Origin of the sequence: Actinotalea alkalitolerans, from assembly GCF_023369855.1 — a bacterium.
In the GTDB taxonomy this organism is placed as follows: Bacteria; Actinomycetota; Actinomycetes; order Actinomycetales; family Cellulomonadaceae; genus Actinotalea.
In genome coordinates this window covers 16106-35420 of record NZ_JAMBPP010000021.1, presented here as the reverse complement: position 1 = coordinate 35420, position 19315 = coordinate 16106, and the positions used below count along the sequence as shown (strand labels likewise).

The following is a 19315-nucleotide window of genomic DNA, read 5'->3' as shown; positions in this document are numbered from 1 at the left end:
AGCGTGGATGTCGTCCCACCCCGGTGGTACCGGGGTGGGACGCGGCGTACCTGCGCGCCCACCTGCGAAGACACGGGCAGATGTTGCAGACGGGCGTCGCGGGCTAGGCCCTCCGTCCTACCCGTGACCGGGCCGTGACCCTCGTTACTGTTTCGCAACCAAAAGTTGTGTTCAAGAAGTTGACGCAAGAACGGCCGGTGGACGACAGTGATCCCGTGCTCAAGGAAGAGATCGAGCCGCTGCCCGTGACGATCCGTCGCGAACGCATGCTCCAGACGATCGCCGAACGCGAGTTCGTGCGCGTCGCCGACCTCTCCGAGGAGTTCGGCATCTCCGACGTGACCGTGCGGGCCGACCTCGCGGCACTCGAGCTGAGCCGTTCGGTCCGACGCGTGCGTGGCGGTGCGATGGCCCTGCCCAAGCACGAGCCCTCCTTCGAGGAGGCGCTGGTCTCCCACGCCGTCGAGAAGCAGCGCATCGCGGAGCGGGCCGCAGCGATGGTCACCTCCGGGATGAGCGTGCTGCTCGACGTGGGTACCACGACCACCGCGGTAGCCCGCGCCCTGGTGGCACGGACCGACCTCGACCGCGTCGTGGTGATCACCAACGGGCTGAGCATCGCCCTCGAGCTCGAGCCCGCGCTGCCGCGCTTCACCGTCGTGGTGACCGGGGGCACGCTGCGCAGCCTGCAGCACTCCCTCGTGGACCCGATGGCGACGATCCTGCTGGACCGCGTGCACGCCGACGTGGCCTTCATCGGCTGCAACGGGATCGACGTCGAGCACGGGGTCACCAACGTGAACCTGCCCGAGGCCGAGGTCAAGGCACGCATGATCGCCTCGGCCGCCCGTGTGGTGGTCGTCGCCGACGGCTCGAAGCTCGGCCAGGTCCACCTGGGCCGAGTCGCGGCGGTCCAGGAGGTCCGCACGGTGATCACGGGCCCCACCGCTCCCGCCGAGCAGGTCCGGCGACTACGCGAGGCAGGTCTGGACGTCATCCAGACCGAGTAGCACCCCCCACACTTCCTGACCGGTCCGAGCAATCACCTGGTCAGGTCGCTTGGACCGGTCCTTCCGACCAGTCCGTTCCACATCAGGAAGACGCAGTAATTCTCGAGGAGGAGAAGATGAACACCAAGAAGCTCGCCGCTCTCGCGGCAGGTGTGACGCTGGTCATGGGTCTTGCGGCCTGCGGCGGCGACGGCGCAGGTGGCAGTGGCGGCGGTGGCGGCGGCACCGAGGGTGGCGGCGAGACCACCACCGAGGGCGGCGGCACGGTCGGCGTGGCGATGCCCACGCAGTCCTCCGAGCGGTGGATCGCCGACGGCGCGAACGTCAAGGAGCAGCTCGAGGCCCTGGGCTACCAGGTCGACCTCCAGTACGCCGAGGACGACATCCCCACCCAGGTCAACCAGATCGACAACATGATCACCCAGGGCGTCGACGCCCTGATCATCGCCTCGATCGACGGCACCGCCCTGACCAACCAGCTCGAGTCGGCTGCCGAGAACGGCATCCCGGTCATCGCGTACGACCGCCTGATCCGCGACAGCGAGAACGTCGACTACTACACGACCTTCGACAACTACAAGGTCGGCCAGCAGCAGGCCACCTCGCTCCTCGTGGGCCTGGGCCTGCTGAACGAGGACGAGTCCGAGGGCGACGCCACCGGGCCGTTCAACATCGAGCTGTTCGCCGGTTCGCCCGACGACAACAACGCCACGTTCTTCTTCAACGGCGCGATGGACGTCCTCCAGCCGCTGATCGACGGCGGCACGCTCGTGGTGAAGTCCGGCCAGACCGACTTCAACACGGTCGCCACCCTGCGTTGGGACCCGGCCACGGCCCAGTCCCGCATGGAGAACCTGCTCACGTCGACCTACTCGGACGGCTCGCGCGTCGACGCCGTGCTCTCGCCCTACGACGGCCTGTCCATCGGCATCATCGGCGCCCTGACCGGCACCGGCTACGCCTCGGACGACCTGCCCATCATCTCGGGCCAGGACGCCGAGGTCGGTTCGGTCAAGTCCATCCTCGCCGGCGAGCAGTTCGCCACGATCTACAAGGACACGCGTGAGCTCGCCGCCGCGACGGTCGAGCTCGTCGACACCCTGCTCAAGGGTGAGACCCCCGAGGGCCTGGACACCACGACCTACGACAACGGTGTGAAGATCGTCCCGAGCATCCAGCTCACGCCGTACATCATCTACACGGACAACGTCCAGGAGCTCCTGGTCGACTCGGGCTACTGGACCGCCGAAGAGCTCGGTATCTGAGAGCCCTGACGCACTGGGCCGACCCTGGCCCGTCGCCTCACCCCCCAGGTCCGTCGGGCCGGCAGAGCCACGTGCTCTGCCGGCCCGCCGGGCCGCCCGACGACCAAGGACGGCTGTGCCATGGACGACTACATCTTGGAGATGCGCGGTATCACCAAGACGTTCCCGGGCGTGAAGGCACTGCAGGACGTCACTCTCAAGGTGCGACGTGGAGAGATCCACGCGATCTGCGGAGAGAACGGCGCCGGCAAGTCCACGCTCATGAAGGTCCTGTCGGGGGTCTACCCCCACGGGACGTACGACGGTGACATCGTGTTCGACAGCGAGGTCGTGGGCTTCCACGACATCAAGGCCAGCGAGGCGCACGGCATCGTCATCATCCACCAGGAGCTCGCCCTGAGCCCCTACCTGTCGATCGCCGAGAACATCTTCCTGGGCAACGAGCAGGTCAGCAGAGGCATGATCGACTGGAACAGGACCAACGCCGAGGCTGCCAAGCTGCTCGCGCGGGTGGGCCTGTCCGAGAACCCCGTGACCAAGGTCATGGACATCGGCGTGGGCAAGCAGCAGCTCGTGGAGATCGCCAAGGCGCTCTCCAAGCGGGTCAAGCTGCTCATCCTCGACGAGCCGACCTCGGCGCTCAACGACGAGGACTCCGAGCACCTGCTCGGGCTGCTGCGCCACCTCAAGGGCCAGGGCATCACCTCGATCATGATCTCCCACAAGCTCAACGAGATCGCCAACGTCGCCGACACCACCACGATCATCCGTGACGGCCGGACCATCGAGGCCCTCGACATGACCGAGCCGACCTCGACCGAGGACCGGATCATCAAGGGCATGGTCGGTCGCGACCTCGAGCACCGTTACCCCTCGCACACCTCCTCGATCGGCGAGGAGATCCTGCGGATCGAGGACTGGACGGTGCACCACCCGATCCAGCACGACCGTGTGGTCGTCGAGAACGCCAGCCTGAACATCCGGCGCGGTGAGATCGTCGGCCTCGCCGGGCTCATGGGTGCCGGGCGGACCGAGCTCGCGATGAGCGTGTTCGGCCGGGCGTACGGCTCGGCCATCACGGGCCGCATCTACAAGGACGGTCAGGAGATCGGGATCAAGACCGTCAGCGACGCGATCTCGCACGGGATCGCGTACGCGAGCGAGGACCGCAAGCGCTACGGGCTCAACCTCATCGAGGACATCAAGCGCAACATCTCGGTCGCCTCGCTCAAGAAGATGGCCACCCGTGGGTGGGTCAACGAGAACGAGGAGTTCAAGGTCGCCGAGGAGTACCGGGCGAGCATGAACATCAAGGCGCCCAGCGTCGCCTCGGTCGTCGGCAAGCTCTCGGGCGGCAACCAGCAGAAGGTCGCTCTGAGCAAGTGGATCTACTCCGACCCGGACATCCTGATCCTCGACGAGCCGACGCGTGGCATCGACGTCGGGGCCAAGTACGAGATCTACGTGATCATCCAGAAGCTCGCCGACGCAGGCAAGGGCGTGCTGGTCATCTCCTCGGAGCTGCCCGAGCTGCTCGGGATCTGCGACCGCATCTACACCCTCTCCGAAGGTCGCATCACCGGTGAGGTGCCGCGGGCCGAGGCCAACCAGGAACTCCTCATGCAGTACATGACCAAGGTAAAGGACTGAACGCGATGGGCGCGCTCGAGAACGTCAAGACGCTCCTGACCCGCAACCTGCGGCAGAGCGGTATCTTCATCGCCTTCGTGCTGATCATCGCGCTCTTCGCGGTGCTCACCGACGGCACGTTGCTGAGCAACCAGAACGTCAGCAACATCGTCGTGCAGAACTCCTACATCCTGATCCTCGCGGTCGGGATGGTGATCGTCATCATCGGCGGGCACATCGACCTGTCGGTCGGATCGGTGGTGGCCTTCACGGGGGCCGTGGCCGGCGTGCTGGTCGTCCGGCAGGGCCTGCCCTGGTGGGTCGGCGTGCTCGGTGCGCTCCTGGTGGGTGCGCTGGTCGGCTGCTGGCAGGGCTTCTGGGTCGCGTTCGTGGGCATCCCCGCCTTCATCGTGACGCTGGCCGGCATGCTCATCTTCCGCGGCGGCACGATGGTGGTGCTGGGCAACACCCAGATCTCGCCCTTCCCGACCCCGTTCCGCAACATCGCCTCGGGCTACGCCAACGGTTATCTGGGTGGGCAAGGTGTCGACGTGTTCACCCTGGTCATCGGTGGCCTCGGTGTGGTCGGCTTCGCGGTCTCGCAGTGGCGGTCGCGGGCTGCGCGTCTGCGCTACCAGCAGGCCGTCGAGTCGATCCCGATGTTCGCGGCCAAGATCGTCGTGACCGGTCTCGTCGTGATGGCCTTCACGTACCAGCTCGCGACGTACCGCGGCCTGCCGTTCGTGCTGATCATCCTCGCGGCCCTGGTGCTCATCTACGGTGCCGTGACCAAGCGCACCATCTTCGGGCGCCACGTCTACGCGATCGGCGGCAACCTGAGCGCCGCGACGCTCTCGGGCATCAAGGTCAAGTGGGTCAACTTCGGGATCTTCGTCAACATGGGCGTGCTCGCTGCGCTCGCCGGCGTCGTGTTCACGGCCCGCCTCAACCTGGCCAACCCCAAGGCCGGGACCATGTTCGAGCTCGACGCCATCGCGGCGTCCTTCATCGGTGGCGCCGCGGTCACCGGTGGTGTCGGCACGGTCATCGGCGCCATCGTCGGTGGTCTGATCATGGGTGTGATGAACAACGGCATGTCCCTCATGGGGGTCGGCATCGACTACCAGCAGGCCATCAAGGGCATGGTGCTGCTGCTCGCCGTCGCCTTCGACGTCTACAACAAGCGTCGCGCGGGCTCGACCCGCTGATCCACCCGCCCGTCGTCGGGCACCCCGCAGGGCCCGGTCCACCCTCGTGGACCGGGCCCTGCGGCGTCAGGGGCGCGCCGCGAACCTCTCGAGGAGGTCGGAGTGGCCCGAGACGATGAGCAGGTCGTTGGCCGAGATGCGGGTGTCCTCGCCGGCGTAGACGAAGTCCTCGCCGGGGGGCTTCACACCGATCACGGTCACGCCGTACTTCTTGCGGATCTGCGACTGCCCGACGGTGAACCCCTGGGTCTCGCGCGGCGGTCGCATCTTGACGATGGTGAAGCCGTCCTCGACCTCGATGTAGTCCAGCAGCTTGCCCGAGACCAGGTGGGCCACCCGGTTGCCCGCGTCGGCCTCGGGGAGCACCACGTGGTGGGCTCCGATGCGCTGCAGGATGCGCGCGTGCTCGGTCGAGGTCGCCTTCGCCCAGATCTGCGGGGTGCCCGCGTCGACGAGGTTGCCGGTGATCAGGACGCTCGCCTCGAGGGAGGTCCCCACCCCGACCACGGCGACCGGGAAGTCGGACACGCCGATCTGGGCCATCGCCTCGGGGTTGGACGCGTCGGCCTCGACCAGTGGGAAGCGCCCGGTGTAGTGCTGGATGAGGGAAGGTGACTTCTCGACCGCGAGGACGTCGTGCCCCAGACGGTCCAGGGTCAGCGCGATCGAGGAGCCGAACCGGCCGAGGCCGATCACCAGCACCCCGCCGTCCTGGGCGCTCTTCTCGGGCTTGCGGGTGCGTTCCTTGGTGACCGGGACGGTACGCCCGCCACCGCCGTCGGTGGTCTCGGCCTGGAGGGGCTGACGCCCTTCGGACGCCTGGTTCTCAGCCAATGATCGGCCTTTCCTCGGGGTACCGGATCACCCGGCGCCGGTCGCGCAGGGCCAGGGCCGCTGCAAGGGTCATCGTGCCGGTCCGTCCGACGAACATGAGCACCGACAGCACATACTTGCCCGTCTCGGGCAGGTCCGGGGTGATCCCGGTGCTCAGGCCCACCGTCGCGAAGGCCGAGATCGCCTCGAAGAGGACCACGTCCAGTCCGAGGTCGGTGACCTCGAGCAGGACCAGGGTCGAGACGAGGACGGCCGTGGCGCCCACGAAGGACACCGCGACGGCCAGCCGGAGGGTCTCGCGGGGGATGCGGCGACCGAAGGCCTCGACGTCCCGGTCCCCGCGCGCCTCGGCGAGGATCGCGAGCAGCATCACGGCCAGCGTGGTGACCTTGATGCCGCCCGCGGTCGAGGCGCTGCCGCCACCGACGAACATCAGCGCGTCGGTGAGCAGCCACGACGACTCCCGCATCTGGCCGACCTCGACCATCGAGAAGCCTCCCGACCGGGGCATGACCCCGGCGAACAGCGACGCCATGATCTTGGCGGGCCAGGCGAGCGGGCCGAAGGTGTCCTCGTTGCGCCACTCGAGGGCACCGATGGTCACCGCGCCCACCAGCACGAGGATGCTCGAGGTGGTGACGGTCAGCTTGGTGTGCAGGCTCCACCGGCGCGTGCGGGTGCGGTGACGGGCGATGTTGAGGATCACCGGGAAGCCGAGAGAGCCGATGAACACCCCGAGCAGGATCGGCAGGCCGAGCATCCAGTCGGCGGTGTGCGGGGCCAGACCCTCCTCGGTGGGGACGAAGCCGGCGTTGTTGAAGGCCGAGATCGCGTAGAAGACACCGTGCCAGACGGCCTCGCCGACGTCCTCGCCGATGACGATGAACCGTGGGACGAGCACGAGCGCGATGAGCACCTCGATGGCGGTCGAGGCGATGATGACGACGCGCACCAGCGAGCCGACCTCGCCCAGCCGCGCGGTCTTGGTCTCCGAGGCGGTGAGGAGCTTCTGGGTCAGGCCGATGCGGCGCGAGACCGCCATGCCGAGCAGCGAGGCCAGGGTCATCACGCCCAGCCCGCCGATCTTGATGGCCAGGAGGATGATCGCCTGCCCGAACCCCGACCAGTAGGTGCCGGTGTCCACCGTCACCAGCCCTGTCACGCAGACCGCCGAGGTCGCGGTGAACAGCGCGTCGGCGAACGGGGGTGAGGTGCCGGCAGCCGTCGCCGCGGGCAGCATCAGCAGTCCGGTGAACAGGGCGATGACGCAGGCGAAGACCGACAGTGCCAGGCGCGCAGGGGACTGGCGGGCCACCTGGTCCACCAGCTCGCGCCCGCGCAGCAAGGGGCGCGGGAGCTCCATCCGCACCTCCGCATGTGACCGACCGGGCGGGTCCACTCTGGCATGCCGCGCGGCCCACGCAGGTCCACGGCGCGCGTGGCCGCGCGGGCGGGTGGCTCCCGGTCGCGGGCCCGTGGCCCCGCGAGGGGTGCACAGGCCACCCGAGGGGTAGCGTGTCGGAATGGTCGAACCGGTGCACGTGGTGTGGTCACCGGCGATGCTCGGCTACGACTTCGGCGTGCACCACCCGATGGCGCCCCTGCGCCTCGAGCTCACCATGGATCTGGCCCGCGACCTGGGTCTGCTCGACGCCCCGGGTGTGAGCCTGGTCGAGGTCGAGCCGGCGTCGCACGAGGTGCTCTGCACGGCCCACGACGGCGACTACGTGACCGCGGTGCAGGCGGCCTCACGGGACGGCGTCACGGATCCGAGCCGTGGTCTGGGCACCTTGGACGACCCGGTGTTCCCCGGCATGCACGAGGCGGCGGCGCGCGTGGTCGCAGGGAGCGTCGAGGCTGCCGCCGCGGTGTGGGCCGGGCGTGCCGTGCACGCGGTCAACGTCTCCGGGGGCATGCATCACGCGATGCGTGGGCACGCCTCGGGGTTCTGCATCTACAACGACGTCGTCGCCTCGATCCGCCGGCTGCTCGCCGACGGTGCCCACAGGGTCGCCTACGTCGACCTCGACGCCCATCACGGCGACGGCGTCGAGCAGGCGTTCTGGGACGACCCGCGCGTGCTGACGGTCTCGATCCACGAGAGCGGGTACAGCCTCTTCCCCGGGACGGGCCACGCGGCCGACGTCGGCGGACCGCAGGCCCGTGGGAGGGCCGTCAACGTCCCGCTGCCCGCCGGGACGGGGGACACCGCGTGGTTGAGGGCTGCTGAGGCGGTCGTCCTGCCCGTGGTGCGGGCCTTCGCACCCGACGTGATCGTCAGCCAGCACGGGTGCGACGCCCATGGCATGGACCCGTTGACGAACCTCGCGGTCTCGGTGGACGCCCAGCGCGAGAGCATCCGCCGGGTGCACGATCTCGCCCACGAGATCTGTGACGGTCGCTGGGTCGCCCTGGGGGGTGGCGGCTACGCCGTGGTGCAGGTCGTCCCCCGGGTGTGGGCGCACCTCATCGCGATCGCTGCGCACGTTCCGGTTGGTGTCGACACCCTGGTGCCGGCGGCGTGGCGGGACCGCGTCGAGGCGTTGCTCGACACCGACGCCCCCGAGGTCATGGGCGACCGTGGCCGGGCGCTCCCGCCGCGCCCGTGGGCTGACGGGTACGACCCGGCCGACGACGTCGACCGGGTGATCCTGGCCGCACGGCAGGCCGCCTTCCCGTGGTTCGACCTCGACCCGCTGTACGACTGACCGTGCCGTGGCACGGGTGATCAACTTTCACTCTGTTCACCCCTTTCACAGCAGCCCCACCAGGCCCTAGGGTTACGGTGCGCGGCAGCAGGTCGCGCATCGATGCCGTGGCCGTCGGGCCGTCCGGCAGGGCGAACGGGGCAGCATGACCAGTGGGCCGGGCCAGCCGCGGGTGCGGTACCTCACCGTCGCGGAGGTGGCCGAGAGCATGCGCGTCTCGAAGATGACCGTCTACCGCCTGGTGCACGGCGGTGAGCTGCCCGCGGTCCGCGTCGGGCGGTCCTTCCGCGTCCCTCAGGACGCGCTCGACGCGTACCTGGCGGCCTCCTCGGTCGAGGGGGACCGGCTCACGTCGTGACCGAGACCTGGCCCGGTGAGGGCCTGCCGGGGTGCAGGACGCAGCCGGGCCGCGGAACGGGTAGAGTGAGCGCGGACTTTCCCGAGCGTGGGAGTCGGCCGTCGCGAGTCAGTGACGAGCAGGCACGTCGCGCATCTTCCGATCACATTGCGAGGACCCGTGGGCTCCGTCATCAAGAAGCGCCGCAAGCGCATGGCCAAGAAGAAGCACCGCAAGCTGCTGCGCAAGACGCGCCACCAGCGCCGCAACAAGAAGTAGTCGCACGCGCTGCCGCGGCAGCGTTGCGGCACAGGATCGTCCTCGAGGCCCGGCACCGGCGGTGTCGGGCCTGAGGTTTGTCACCACCAGGGTCTCTACATCGATGTAGGGTGGAATCGTACCTGGCGAGCGTCTACCAGGGCGGGCGCGGCCGTGAGGTCGTTCGAGAGGCGAGGTGAGGCACCGTGGCCGTGACCATGCACGACGTCGCGCAGCGCGCCGGTGTGTCGATCAAGACCGTCTCCAACGTGGTCAACGGTTACCCCTACATCCGGGACACCACCCGCACCAAGGTGCTCAGTGCCATCGAGGACCTCGGGTACCAGCTCAACGTCACCGCCAGGAACCTTCGGACCGGCCGCACCGGCATCATCGGCCTGGCCCTGCCCGAGCTGAGCCTGCCGTACTTCGCCGAGCTGGCCGACGCGGTGATCGTGGCAGCCGAGGCGCAGGGTCTCACCGTCCTGATCGAGCAGACCAGCAGCGAGCGCTCGCGCGAGCTCGAGGTGCTCTCGGGGGCACGGCGACACCTGACCGACGGGTTGATCTTCAGCCCGCTCGCGATCGGGGCCGGTGACGAGGACCTCCTCCGGGTGGACTTCCCGATGGTGCTGCTCGGCGAGCGGATCTTCCACGGTCCGGTCGATCACGTGACGATGCACAACGTGGAGGCCGCCCGCGCGGCGACCGAGTACCTGATCGGCCTCGGTCGGCGCCGGATCGCTGCGATCGGAGTGCACACGGGCGAGGTCGTGGGCTCGGCCGGCCTGCGGCTGCAGGGACATCTCCAGGCGCTCGAGCGGGCGGGGATCCCGGCGGACCCGGCCCTCTTCGGTGAGGCCGGTCTCTGGCACCGCGCCACCGGAGCCTCGGCGATGGCCGCGGTGCTCGACTCGGGGGCGCGTCCTGACGCGGTCTTCGCCTTCAACGACGCGATGGCTCTCGGCGCGATGCACGAGCTGCAGGTGCGCGGGCTGCGGGTCCCGGCCGACGTCGCGGTGATCGGCTTCGACGCGATCGACGACGGGATCTACTCGACCCCCTCGCTGACCACGGTCGACCCTGGCCGTGAGCAGATCGCACGGACCGCGGTGGCCCTGCTCGTCGAGCGGATCGCCGGCAAGGAGACCGATCACGTCCCGGTCCAGGTCTACGCGGACTACCGCATCCTGGAACGCGGGTCGACGGTGCCCGGCGCGCCCTGACGTCGCGGGGGCGGGGCGTCTCCATCGTTGCAGAACTGTGATGCGGACCACTTGACGGATGTGTCTACAACGATGCATTGTTCCGTATACAACGATGTAGAGACGCCGGAGCGGCGGCTCGTGCAAGCCCCGGACGGCGACGCGCCTCCGGTCGGATCAAGGAGGATTCGCATGCAGGGCAATCGGAGCTTGGGCCGTTGGCGCGTGCCGACGGCCGGACTGGGAGCGATGGTCCTCGTGGCCGGGCTCGGTGCGTGCTCGGACGGCGGGGGCGGCACCACCCCCGCCGAGGGCGAGTCGTGCACCAACTCGATCCTCAACGACGAGGCCACCCAGGTCACCGTCTGGGCCTGGTACCCGGCCTTCGAGCAGGTCGTCGACCAGTTCAACGAGACCCACGACGACGTCCAGATCTGCTGGACGAACGCCGGTCAGGGCAACGACCAGTACACCCGGTTCTCGACCGCGATCGAGGCCGGCACGGGCGCCCCCGACGTCATCATGCTCGAGGCCGAGGTGCTGCAGAGCTTCACCATCCGTGACGCCCTCGTGGACCTGGCCCCCTACGGAGCGGCCGACATCCAGGACGACTACTCCGAGGGCGCATGGAGCGACGTCTCGAGCGGGGACGCGGTCTACGCGGTCCCGGTCGACGGCGGCCCGATGGGCATGCTCTACCGCGAGGACATCTTCGAGGAGTTCGGCGTCGAGGTGCCGACCACCTGGGCGGACTTCGCCCTCGCTGCGCAGCAGCTCCGCGACGCGGGCTACGACGGCCACATCACCGACTTCCCGACCAACGGGCGGGCGCTGAACACCGCGCTCTTCGCCCAGGCCGGGTGGGAGCCCTTCACCTACGACGCCGGCGCACCCACCGACATCGGCGTCAATGTGGCGACCGACGACGCCAAGGAGGTCCTCGCCTACTGGCAGGAGCTCGTCGAGCAGGACCTGGTCGCGACCGACGACGCCTTCACCACCGACTACAACACCAAGCTCGTCGACGGCAGCTACGCGGTCTACATCGCCGCCGCATGGGGCCCGGGCTACCTGGGCGGGCTCTCCGACGCGGACGAGGACGCCGTCTGGCGCGCCGCGCCGATCCCCCAGTGGGACGTCGAGAACCCCGTCCAGATCAACTGGGGCGGCTCGACCTTCGCCGTGACCAGCCAGTCCTCCCAGCCCGAGCTCGCCGCCCGGGTCGCGATGGAGGTCTTCGGCACCGAGGAGGCCTGGAAGATCGGCATCGAGGAGGGAGCGCTGTTCCCGCTGTGGCGCCCGATCCTGGAGACGGACTACTTCGCCGACCTGGAGTACCCGTTCTTCGACGGCCAGCAGATCCAGAAGGAGGTGTTCCTCCCGGCCGCCGCGGCGTACGAGGGCTTCACCTTCAGCCCCTTCCAGAACTACGCCTACGACCAGCAGACCGAGATGATCTTCTCGATGGTCGAGGGTGAGCGTGACGCCGGGCAGGTCATGGACGACCTCCAGGCCGCACTCGTCCAGTACGCGAACGAGCAGGGCTTCACCGTCACCGAGTGACCGCCGGTCGCCGACCGGTCACGGGCCACGCGCCACGACCGGTCGGCGACCCCGGCTCCCCTGAGCACCCTGGAGAGACTCATGGCCACTGAGACGGTCACCACGCCGACGGGCTCGTCGGCACCACCCTCGGGCCGGACCGCCCGGCACCCCCGGTCGATGGACAGCCACCGCCAGCGCTGGGGCTACCTGTTCATCGGCCCGTTCGCCCTCATCTTCGTGACCTTCCTGATCGCCCCCCTGGTCTACGCGTTCTGGATGAGCCTGCACACCAAGACCCTGGCGACCGGTGAACGGTTCAGCGGCCTGGAGAACTACGCGAAGGCCTTCACCGACCCGATCTTCCTGTCCGGGCTGCGCAGGGTCGGTGCGTTCGTGCTCGTCATGGTGCCGATCCAGATCACCATCGCGCTCATCGCGGCGCTCGTCCTGGACACCCTGGCGACCCGGCTGGCCAAGATGTCGCGGCTGATGATCTTCATCCCGTACGCGATCCCGGGGATGATCGGCGCGCTCATGTGGGGCTTCCTCTACAGCCCGCGGTTCGGCCCGGCGTCGGACATCTTCGGCCTCTTCGGGGCCACCGCCCCGAACTTCCTGAGCCAGAGCCTGATCTTCGGCAGCCTGGTCAACATCGTGACCTGGCAGTGGTCGGGCTACTACATGATCATCATCTTCGCGGCGCTGCGCGGCATCGACACCTCGATCTACGAGGCGGCACGCATCGACGGGGCCAACGGCCTCCAGGTCGCCCTGCGGATCAAGGTGCCGATGATCTCCTCGGCCATGGTCATGGTGGTGATCTTCTCCCTCATCGGGACGCTGCAGTTCTTCACCGAGCCGCAGGTGCTGCGCGGGGTCGCGCAGGGCGCCATCCCCGTGGCGTACACCCCGAACATGTACGCGTTCTCCCTGGCCTTCGCCTACAGCCAGTTCAACTACGCCTCGACGATCGCCTTCGCCCTGGGGGTCGTGGTGTTCATCGGCTCCTACATCTTCCTGTTCCTGACCCGCAAGCAGAGCGGACTCAAGTGATGAGCGTGCAGACCAGCGGCGGCGCTGCGGGCGCCCCGCCCCAGGACCTGACGGCCCGCACCCGACGGCGTGTCCCCGCCGCCCGCGGGCCGGGCTCGCGACGGGTGTGGTCGCACATCTTCCTGCTGATCCTGGCGATCTACTTCATCCTGCCGCTGTGGTGGCTCTTCGTGGCCAGCACCAAGAGCAACTCGGGGCTCTTCGTGGGGTCGGGCGGTCCGCTCTGGTTCGACGACGAGCTGTCCTTCATGGACAACCTGCGCGGGCTGGGCACCCACCAGGGCGGCATCTACTGGATCTGGTTCCGGAACTCGTTCATGTACGCCCTCAGCGGCGGCGTGGGGGCCACGATCCTGGCGGTCCTGGCGGGCTACGGCTTCGCCAAGTACCGCTTCAAGGGGCGCACCGCGGCGTTCGCGATGCTGCTCGGGGCCGTCATGGTGCCGCTCACCGCCCTGGTCATCCCGACCTTCGTGCTGCTGAGCCGCTTCGGTCTGGTCAACACCGTGTGGGCGGTCATCCTGCCCTCGCTGCTCAGCCCGCTGGGGGTGTACCTGATCCGCGTGTACACCCAGGACGCCGTGCCCGACGAGCTGCTCGACGCGGGCCGGGTCGACGGCGCGGGAGAGGTGCGGCTGTTCTTCCAGGTCGCCCTGCCGCTGCTGCGGCCTGCCATCGTCACGGTGCTGCTGCTCTCGGTCGTCGCGACCTGGAACAACTTCTTCCTGCCGCTGGCGATGCTGCAGAACCCGCGGCTGCTCCCGGTCACGGTCGGGCTCAACAACTGGCAGGCGCTGTCCAACGCCGGGGCCGGCGGCGAGCAGGTCTGGAACCTGATCACCACGGGTGCCTTCGTCTCGGTGCTCCCGCTGGTGCTGTCCTTCCTGCTCCTTCAGCGGTACTGGCAGGGCGGTCTGTCCCTCGGCAGCCTCAAGTAGCCGCCGGCCCCGCCCGCCACCCGCCGCTCTGCGGCGCCGCCCCACCCGGCCCGACGCCGGTCCCTCGTCCCACCCTCCTCCCTCGCTAGGAGCGATCGTCCATGCTGCACGCCTCCCTGACCATCGACCCCTCGTTCACGGTCTCCCCGGTCCGACGTCGAACCTTCGGCACCTTCGTCGAGCATCTCGGCCGGTGCGTCTACACCGGGATCCACGACCCCGGGCACCCCACGGCGGACGAGGACGGCTTCCGCAAGGACGTCATCGAGCTGGTCGGTGAGCTCGGCATCAGCACGGTGCGCTACCCCGGCGGCAACTTCGTCTCGGGCTACCGCTGGGAGGACGGCACCGGCCCGGTCGAGCAGCGGCCCTCCCGGCTCGACCTCGCCTGGCACAGCACCGAGCCGAACACCGTGGGGGTCGACGAGTTCATGCGGTGGTGCGCCAAGGCCGGCGTCGAGCCGATGATGGCCGTCAACCTCGGCACCCGCGGTGTCCAGGAGGCCCTGGACCTGCTCGAGTACTGCAACATCGAGCAGGGGACGCACTTCTCCGACCTGCGCCGGACGAACGGCACCAAGGACCCGCACGGCATCCGGATGTGGTGCCTGGGCAACGAGATGGACGGACCCTGGCAGATCGGCCACAAGACCGCGCAGGAGTACGGCCGGGTGGCTGCCGAGACGGCCCGCGCGATGCGGATGGTCGACCCGGACCTCGAGCTCGTCGCGTGCGGCAGCTCGAGCTCGGCGATGCCGACCTTCGGGGAGTGGGAGGCCACGGTGCTGACCGAGACCTACGAGTTCGTGGACTACATCTCGGCCCACGCCTACTACTTCGAGGAGGACGGCGACCTGGCCAGCTTCCTCGGGTCGGCGATCAACATGGACGCCTTCATCGAGGACGTCGTGGCGACCGCTGACGCGGTGCGGGCGGTCAAACGCTCCGACAAGCGGATCAGCATCTCCTTCGACGAGTGGAACGTCTGGTACCAGAACGCCACCCCGTCGGTCCCCCCGCGGGACAGCTGGCCGGTGGCACCGGTGCTGCTCGAGGACCACTACAACGTCGCCGACGCGGTGGTCGTGGGCAACCTGCTCATCTCCCTGCTGCGGCACAGCGACCGGGTGCGCTCAGCGAGCCTGGCGCAGCTGGTCAACGTGATCGCGCCGATCATGACCGAGCCCGGCGGGCGGATCTGGAAGCAGACGACCTACCACCCGTTCGCGCTGACCTCGCGTCACGCCGTCGGGCAGGTCCTTCGGGTCGAGCTCTCGACCCCGAGCCACGAGACGAAGACCTACGGGCAGACGCCCCTGGTGGACGCGGTCGCGACCCACGACCCGGAGTCCGGTGCGGTGGCCCTCTTCGCGGTCAACCGGTCGCTGAGCGATCCGGTCGTCGTGGAGGTCGACGTGCGGGCGCTGCGCTCGCCGGCCGTGGTCGAGGCCCTGACCCTGGCCAACCCCGACCCCTACGCGCGGGCAACGGTCGACGACGACGGGACCCTGGTGCCGCAGCCCAACGACACCGCGACCTGCCAGGACGGTGTGGTGCGGGTCGAGCTGCCCCCGGTCTCGTGGTCGATGGTCCGGCTCTCGACCCGGCCGTGACGGCCGCACCGCAGGGTACGGCCGGGCCTCGCCAGGGCGGGGGCCGCGGGCGGGTGCTCCGGGTCGCGGGGTCGGCCGTGGTCGTGGTCGGGCTCGTGGTCGCGCTGGTGGTGGCGCTGCTGCCCCGCACGCCGACCGCGACGGCCCTGACGCTCAGCGGTGACCTCGCGGTGCACGACCCCGCCCTGGTGGTCGGGCAGGACGGCGCCCCGTGGGTCGTGGTCTCGACCGGGGACGAGCGGGTCGCGGGCGGCAGCCCCCAGGTGCGGACGTCTCCGGACGGTCGCGAGTGGACGGTGGCCGGCACCCTCTGGGAGTCCGACGACGAGCCGGCCTGGGTGGCCGACAGGGTGCGCGGGGTCAAGAACTACTGGGCTCCCGAGGTCTACCTGCACGACGGCGTCTACTACGTCTACTGGTCCGCCTCGACCTTCGGCAGCAACACCTCGGTGATCGGGCTGCACACCGGCACGACCCTGGACCCCGACGACCCGGACTACGGATGGGTCGACCGGGGCGAGGTCCTCGCGTCGACCTCGGGCGACGACTTCAACGCGATCGACCCCGGCATCGTCGTGGACGCCGACGGGACGCCGTGGATGGCCTTCGGGTCGTTCTGGAGCGGCATCCGGATGGTCGAGCTGTCCTGGCCGGACGGGCTGCGGGCGGACCTCGCGGCCGAGCCGTTGCGCATCGCCGACCGGGGCGAGCCGCCGAACGCCGTCGAGGCGGCGTTCGTGGTGCCGCACGAGGGCCGGTACTACCTCTTCGTCTCGTTCGACTCGTGCTGCCAGGGGCTGATGAGCACCTACCGGATCGCCGTGGGGCGCGCCGAGGAGGTGACCGGCCCGTACCTGGACCGCGACGGCGTCCCGATGCTCGAGGGCGGGGGGACCGTGCTGCTCGAGTCCGACGGTCCGATGGTCGGCCCCGGGGGGCAGTCCGTCTCCGCTGACCACCTGGCGTTCCACTACTACGACGAGCGGCTGGGTGGGGGCTTCCAGCTCGCGATCCACGAGCTCGCGTGGGTCGACGGGTGGCCGGTCGCTCGGGCCGGCTGACGTCTTCTCGTCGGGTGCAGGTGCAGGTGCAGGTGCAGGTGCCGTGACGCCCGGGGTCAGCCGCGCAGGGCGCGTCGTGCGGCGCGCAGCACCAGACCCGCGGCCCACACGGCTCCGGCCCAGCTGGCGGCCTGGGCGCCGCTGCGTGCCGCCCGGCGCCGGCGACCGCGGAACTCGCGGACCGGCCAGCCGACGGCGTGGGCGTGGCGGCGCAGCCGGACGTCGGGGTTGATGGCCACGGGGTGCCCGACCGAGGAGAGGATCGGCACGTCGTTGATCGAGTCCCCGTAGGCGTAGCAGTCCTCGAGCCGCAGGCCCTGCCGCTCGGCGAGCTCGGCGGCGGCGGCGGCCTTCGCGCGTCCGTGCAGCATGTCACCGACCAGCGCCCCGGTGTAGAAGCCGTCCTGGTGCTCGGCCACCGTCCCGAGCGCCCCGGTCACGCCGAGACGCCGACCGATGAGCTCGCCGATCTCGACCGGGCTCGCGGTGATGATCCACACCTGGTGGCCGGCCTCGAGGTGGTCGCTGAGCAGGGCCTGGGTGCCGGGGAAGACACGGAGCGAGAGGACCTCGTCCCAGACCTCCTCGCCGATGGCCGCGATCTCTGCGACCGAGCGTCCCGCGACGATCGAGAGCGCCCGCGACCTGACCTGCTTGATCTGCTGCATGTTCTCGCCGAACGCCAGGTAGCGGGCCTGGTGGAAGCCGAAGCTCATCAGGTCCCAGGTGCCGAAGAAGCGGCGGCGGCGCAGCCCGATGGCCAGGTGGAACGCGGCTGCTCCGCGGATGATCGTGTTGTCCAGGTCGAAGAAGGCGGCTGTCGCGGTGGTCTCGGCGGGGGGAGGCGGGGTCGGGTCCTCGGGGGCCGGGACCGCCGGGTTCGACCGTGCGGCCTCCTCGACCACGGCTCGGGCCGCGTCCTGGGGGGCTTCGTCGGAGGTGCCGACGGCAGGGTGTCTCTGCTGGGCCACACGGTCACTGTAACCAGGCGTTCTAGGGTTGACCCATGAGCGCACAGGATCCGGACCGCCTGGTGCTCTACGTCCGTGCGGGGTGTCACCTGTGCGAGGACGCGCGGGTGGTCGTCGAGCAGGTCGCCGCCGAGGCGGGGGAGTCCTGGGCGGAGGTCGACATCCAGGACGCCGGTCCGCAGACCGCGACCCTGGTCGAGGAGTACGGCGAGAAGGTGCCCGTGGTCACCGTCGACGGGGTGCCCCAGGGGTTCTGGCGGGTGGATGCGGCGCGGCTGCACCGAGCCCTGCAGGACGGACGGGGTCGCAGGTGAGTGCACGGGCGGTCCCCGCCTCGACGGTCGCGCGACTCCCGATCTACCTGCGCGCACTCGAGGCGCTCGCCGGGTCGGGGGTGACCACGACCTCCTCGGGGGAGCTCGCCGAGCACGCCGGCGTCGGGTCGGCCCAGCTGCGACGTGACCTGTCCTTCCTGGGGTCGCACGGGGTGCGTGGGGTCGGGTACGACGTCGCCCACCTGCACACCCAGGTCACGGCCGCCCTGGGGCTGACCGGAGACCTCGCCGTGGTGATCGTCGGGATCGGGAACCTGGGGCACGCCCTGGCCAACTACGTCGCCGGGGCCGGGCAGGGGTTCCGCGTGGCCGCGCTGGTCGACGCCGATGCCGCGGTCGTCGGGACCTCCGTCGCGAACCTGGTGGTCGAGCCGGCCGAGGGTCTCGAGCAGATCGTCGCGCGCGAGAGGGCGCAGATCGCGGTGCTCGCGACCCCGGCACCGGTCGCCCAGGAGCTGTGCGACCGGCTGGTCGCGAGCGGTGTGACCGGGATCCTCACCTTCGTCCCGCTCGTCCTGCAGGTGCCGGACGGGGTCGACGTGCGGTCGGTCGACCTCGCCACCGAGCTGCAGATCCTGGCCTTCCACGAGCGGCGCAAGACCGGCGGCTGACCGCGCCGACGGCCGGTCCGGTGGGTACGGACGTCACCCGGACGCAGGACGCCGCCGACGCAGGGGGGCGTCGACGGCGTCCGGTGCTGCCGGGTCGCGGGTCCGCCCTGGGGGGCGTGGCGCGGCGGCGGGTGCTTGGGGTCAGACGGCCTTGATGGCCGAGACCTCGAGGGAGATGGTGACCTTGTCGCTGACCAGCACGCCACCGGTCTCCAGGGCGGCGTTCCAGGTGAGCCCGAAGTCCTTGCGGGAGATCGTCGTGGTGGCCGAGAACCCGACGCGCGCGTTGCCGAACGGGTCGACGGCGGCACCGTTGAACTCGGTGGCGAGCTCGACCGGACGGGTCTGGCCGTGGATCGTCAGGTCGCCCTGGATGACGTGGTCCTCACCGTCGGTGCGGATCGCGGTCGAGGTGAAGCTCCAGGTGGGGTGGCTCTCGACGTCGAAGAAGTCGGCGCTCTTGAGGTGGCCGTCGCGCCCTGCGTCGCGGGTGTCGATCGTGGCGGGGTCGAGCGAGACCGTGACCGTCGAGCCGGCCAGGTCATCGGTGACGACGATGGTGCCCTCGGTGATCGCGACGGTCCCGCGGACCCGGGAGATCCCGGCGTGACGCACGCTGAAGGCGGCCTCGGAGTGCGAGGCGTCGATGGTCCAGGTGCCGGGGGTGAGGGTCTCGGGGCGGGTGGTGACGACGGTCATGGTGGTCCTCCGGGGACGACGGTTCGGGGTGGGAA

Annotated in this window: 19 protein-coding genes; 15 read left to right on the top strand and 4 right to left on the bottom strand. The window is 69.7% G+C overall.

Going from position 1 to position 19315, the window contains the following annotated elements; translation table 11 throughout:
• Window positions 1–215 precede the first annotated feature (215 nt).
• From M1R94_RS18895 to mmsB, 4 genes are all read left to right on the top strand, one after another.
• Window positions 216–1010, top strand: coding sequence for a DeoR/GlpR family DNA-binding transcription regulator (locus M1R94_RS18895; protein ID WP_308199936.1), 795 nt, complete (start codon window positions 216–218; stop codon window positions 1008–1010).
• A 116-nt stretch (window positions 1011–1126) separates the two neighbouring features.
• Complete coding sequence (gene chvE / locus M1R94_RS18890; protein ID WP_249383283.1) at window positions 1127–2275, top strand: multiple monosaccharide ABC transporter substrate-binding protein; 1149 nt, start codon at window positions 1127–1129, stop codon at window positions 2273–2275.
• 120 nt (window positions 2276–2395) lie between these two features.
• Complete coding sequence (mmsA, locus tag M1R94_RS18885; protein ID WP_249383282.1) at window positions 2396–3925, top strand: multiple monosaccharide ABC transporter ATP-binding protein; 1530 nt, start codon at window positions 2396–2398, stop codon at window positions 3923–3925.
• A gap of 5 nt (window positions 3926–3930) precedes the next feature.
• Window positions 3931–5112 (top strand): multiple monosaccharide ABC transporter permease, encoded by a 1182-nt coding sequence (gene mmsB / locus M1R94_RS18880; protein WP_249383281.1) that lies wholly within the window; start codon window positions 3931–3933, stop codon window positions 5110–5112.
• 66 nt (window positions 5113–5178) lie between these two features.
• Here mmsB and M1R94_RS18875 read toward each other — a convergent pair whose 3' ends face one another.
• Together M1R94_RS18875 and M1R94_RS18870 are read right to left on the bottom strand one after the other, a co-directional pair.
• A complete protein-coding gene (locus M1R94_RS18875; RefSeq protein WP_249383304.1) occupies window positions 5179–5814 on the bottom strand; it encodes a potassium channel family protein in 636 nt (211 codons plus the stop codon).
• Between the two features lie 124 nt (window positions 5815–5938).
• Window positions 5939–7309 (bottom strand): TrkH family potassium uptake protein, encoded by a 1371-nt coding sequence (locus M1R94_RS18870; RefSeq protein WP_249383280.1) that lies wholly within the window; start codon window positions 7307–7309, stop codon window positions 5939–5941.
• A gap of 160 nt (window positions 7310–7469) precedes the next feature.
• Here M1R94_RS18870 and M1R94_RS18865 point away from each other — a divergent pair, with 160 nt between their 5' ends.
• From M1R94_RS18865 to M1R94_RS18825, 9 genes are all read left to right on the top strand, one after another.
• Window positions 7470–8654: an acetoin utilization protein AcuC gene (locus M1R94_RS18865; protein WP_249383279.1), complete on the top strand. Its 1185-nt coding sequence runs from the start codon at window positions 7470–7472 to the stop codon at window positions 8652–8654.
• A gap of 145 nt (window positions 8655–8799) precedes the next feature.
• Entirely contained in the window at window positions 8800–9012 is a 213-nt protein-coding gene (locus M1R94_RS18860; RefSeq protein WP_249383278.1) for a helix-turn-helix domain-containing protein, read from the top strand.
• 159 nt (window positions 9013–9171) lie between these two features.
• Window positions 9172–9270 carry a 30S ribosomal protein bS22 gene (locus M1R94_RS18855; protein WP_003792170.1) on the top strand — a complete coding sequence of 33 codons (99 nt, stop codon included), beginning with the start codon at window positions 9172–9174 and terminating at the stop codon, window positions 9268–9270.
• A 185-nt stretch (window positions 9271–9455) separates the two neighbouring features.
• The gene (locus tag M1R94_RS18850; RefSeq protein WP_249383277.1) at window positions 9456–10475 is read left to right on the top strand and encodes a LacI family DNA-binding transcriptional regulator; all 1020 of its coding nucleotides are present in this window, start codon (window positions 9456–9458) and stop codon (window positions 10473–10475) included.
• 171 nt (window positions 10476–10646) lie between these two features.
• Complete coding sequence (locus tag M1R94_RS18845) at window positions 10647–12017, top strand: ABC transporter substrate-binding protein (protein ID WP_249383276.1); 1371 nt, start codon at window positions 10647–10649, stop codon at window positions 12015–12017.
• Window positions 12018–12098: 81 nt separating this feature from the next.
• Window positions 12099–13052 carry a carbohydrate ABC transporter permease gene (locus M1R94_RS18840; RefSeq protein WP_249383275.1) on the top strand — a complete coding sequence of 318 codons (954 nt, stop codon included), beginning with the start codon at window positions 12099–12101 and terminating at the stop codon, window positions 13050–13052.
• Window positions 13052–13990, top strand: a complete 939-nt coding sequence (locus M1R94_RS18835) for a carbohydrate ABC transporter permease (protein WP_249383274.1) — start codon at window positions 13052–13054, stop codon at window positions 13988–13990. Before M1R94_RS18840 ends, M1R94_RS18835 begins: the two co-directional genes overlap by 1 nt.
• A gap of 101 nt (window positions 13991–14091) precedes the next feature.
• Window positions 14092–15603, top strand: a complete 1512-nt coding sequence (gene arfA, locus M1R94_RS18830; RefSeq protein WP_249383273.1) for an arabinosylfuranosidase ArfA — start codon at window positions 14092–14094, stop codon at window positions 15601–15603.
• Window positions 15600–16664: an arabinan endo-1,5-alpha-L-arabinosidase gene (locus M1R94_RS18825; RefSeq protein ID WP_249383272.1), complete on the top strand. Its 1065-nt coding sequence runs from the start codon at window positions 15600–15602 to the stop codon at window positions 16662–16664. The genes arfA and M1R94_RS18825 overlap by 4 nt, the downstream gene beginning before the upstream one ends.
• Before the next feature lie 56 nt (window positions 16665–16720).
• On the opposite strand, the gene M1R94_RS18820 is transcribed toward M1R94_RS18825, so the two are convergent.
• Window positions 16721–17635, bottom strand: coding sequence for an HAD family hydrolase (locus tag M1R94_RS18820; RefSeq protein ID WP_308199935.1), 915 nt, complete (start codon window positions 17633–17635; stop codon window positions 16721–16723).
• 35 nt (window positions 17636–17670) lie between these two features.
• Between M1R94_RS18820 and M1R94_RS18815 the strand changes: the two genes are divergently transcribed.
• Both M1R94_RS18815 and M1R94_RS18810 read left to right on the top strand, forming a co-directional pair.
• On the top strand, window positions 17671–17949 hold the full coding sequence (locus M1R94_RS18815; protein ID WP_249383271.1) for a glutaredoxin family protein: 279 nt from the start codon (window positions 17671–17673) through the stop codon (window positions 17947–17949).
• Window positions 17946–18581 (top strand): redox-sensing transcriptional repressor Rex, encoded by a 636-nt coding sequence (locus tag M1R94_RS18810; protein ID WP_249383270.1) that lies wholly within the window; start codon window positions 17946–17948, stop codon window positions 18579–18581. The genes M1R94_RS18815 and M1R94_RS18810 overlap by 4 nt, the downstream gene beginning before the upstream one ends.
• A gap of 141 nt (window positions 18582–18722) precedes the next feature.
• Here the strand turns inward: M1R94_RS18810 and M1R94_RS18805 are convergent, their stop codons facing one another.
• The gene (locus tag M1R94_RS18805; protein ID WP_249383269.1) at window positions 18723–19280 is read right to left on the bottom strand and encodes a YceI family protein; all 558 of its coding nucleotides are present in this window, start codon (window positions 19278–19280) and stop codon (window positions 18723–18725) included.
• Window positions 19281–19315: the final 35 nt, after the last annotated feature.